The 2,088-nt window shown below is 71.0% G+C and carries 1 protein-coding gene and 2 pseudogenes; 2 read left to right on the forward strand and 1 reads right to left on the reverse strand.

Annotated features, from left to right (window positions below):
• A pseudogene (locus tag I59_RS12050) lies at nucleotides 1-420 on the reverse strand (hypothetical protein); the annotation flags it as partial.
• A 155-nt stretch (nucleotides 421-575) separates the two neighbouring features.
• On the opposite strand from I59_RS12050, the gene I59_RS12060 reads away from it, so the two are divergent.
• Nucleotides 576-1,229, forward strand: a complete 654-nt coding sequence (locus tag I59_RS12060; protein ID WP_042726697.1) for an ABC transporter permease — start codon at nucleotides 576-578, stop codon at nucleotides 1,227-1,229.
• 266 nt (nucleotides 1,230-1,495) lie between these two features.
• A pseudogene (locus tag I59_RS12065) lies at nucleotides 1,496-2,088 on the forward strand (2-isopropylmalate synthase); the annotation flags it as partial.

Raw genomic sequence — 2,088 nt, forward strand, 5'->3', positions numbered from 1 at the left:
GGCCGACACGTCGGGCAGCGGCACCCAGCCACCGCGCGGCGGCGAGATGGCTGCCCACGTCACGGTGTGGACCTCGAGCGGGAGTTCCACCTCGATCGGGGTCGCCCGCGTCGGGTCGGCTCCCTCGGCGTGCTCGGCGTCCTGGGCCTCGGCGAGCAGCCGGAGCCGCTCCTGCAGCGAAGCGAGCGGGACGACCGCGTCGATCGTCGCGGGCTCGGCGAGCGAGAACGTCCGGAGGCCGAGGACCGTGGGCAGTTCGTCGAGCAGCCCGACGGGGTAGAGGATCGCCGTGTAGACCGCGAGGACCCCGGAGTCGGCGATGAGCCGCACCGAGCCGTCCTCGATCCGGGCGGCGCGTCCGAGGTAGGTGCGGAGGTCACCGAGCGAAGCGGCGTCGGGGAGCGTGAAGGTGATGCCCATGTCCCTCGGATCCTACCGGGGCCGGCCGGGAGCGCTTCGTAGGATGGGCGGGTGACGGAACCGGACTTCCTACGGACCCTGCGGCTCGACGACACGGGCGCGAGCACCGGCGAGACCATCCTGACCGGGGCGAGCCACTGGGGGCCACGATCGTGATGCCCCCGGTCCTGCAGCTGATCGGACGGATCGGCGCGAAGGACCCGGTGGTCCTGCTCGCCGGACGCAACGCCATGCGTGCGCCGGGGCGGTCCTCGCGAGCGACGATCGGCCTCGTGATCGGCGTGACCCTGCTCGTCACGTTCGCGGTCGCGCTCGGGATCATGCAGCACGTGCTCGAGACCGTCGTCTCGGGGCAGCCGGGCTCGACGCCGGCGGCGGTCGAGGCGCAGCGCGACTTCTTCGTGCAGCTCAACGTCGTCGTGAGCGTCATCGTCGGGTTCTCCGCGGTGATCGCCGCGGTCGGTGTGGTGAACGCGCTGGCGCTCGGGGTCCTGCAGCGTCGACGTGAACTCGGGCTCCTCCGCGTCCTCGGGCTCACCGGGGCGCAGGTCCGCCGGATGATCGTCACCGAGGCCGTCCAGATGGTCGTCGCGGCCGTGCTGACGGGGCTCGTCCTCGGGGTGTTCTACGGGTGGGTCGGCGGGCAGACGCTCCTCGGCACACTGGGCACCGTCGTCACGCCCGTCCTGCCGCCGGCGACGATCGGGGTCGTGGTGGTCGGCGCGCTCGTGCTCGCGGTGGTCGCGACGATCGCTCCGGTCCGCCGAGCGATGCGCGTGCCCCCGACGGAGGCGCTCGCGGTCGACTGACCGCGCACGGCCCCTGCGGAGGCGCTCGCGGTCGACTGGCCGCGCGCGTCGCCTGCGGAGGCGACCACCGGTCGGGAGGCGCGTGGCGGACCCGCCCCGTGCCTCCCGGCCGCTTGCACACGGTTGGTACACCAGTGCTACGGTGGAGCCGATGTACCCGGCACTCCTCCTCCTTCGCTGCCGCGACGAGGCCTGACACAACGGCCCACCTCGTCGCGGAGTCCGTCGTGGCCTGACACACACCTGACGACGAAAGCGACGAATCGATGCAGAACACGCAGCGCCCCTCCGGGATGCCGATCCACAAGTACGTCCCCTTCCACGAGCAGATCCGCGTCGAGCTGCCGGACCGCACCTGGCCGACCAAGCGCATCGATCGCGCTCCCCGGTGGTGCGCGGTCGACCTCCGCGACGGCAACCAGGCCCTCATCGACCCGATGGACTCCGAGCGCAAGCGGGCCATGTTCGACCTGTTGGTCCGCATGGGCTACAAGGAGATCGAGGTCGGGTTCCCGAGCGCCTCGCAGACCGACTTCGACTTCGTCCGCTCCCTCATCGACGAGGGTGCGATCCCGGACGACGTCACGATCCAGGTCCTGACGCAGGCGCGGGAGCACCTCATCAACCGGACGTACGAGGCGATCGACGGTGCGAAGCAGGCCATCGTGCACCTGTACAACTCGACGTCGATCGTCCAGCGCGAGGTCGTGTTCCGCACCGACGTGCAGGGTGTCGTGGACATCGCGGTGCACGGTGCCGAGCTCTGCAAGGCGGCCGAGGCGAACCTGCAGCACGACACGCAGGTGTTCTACGAGTACTCGCCGGAGTCCTACACGGGTACCGAGCTCGAGGTCGCGGT

The organism is Curtobacterium sp. B8 (assembly GCF_000333315.1).
Classification (GTDB): domain Bacteria; phylum Actinomycetota; class Actinomycetes; order Actinomycetales; family Microbacteriaceae; genus Curtobacterium; species Curtobacterium luteum.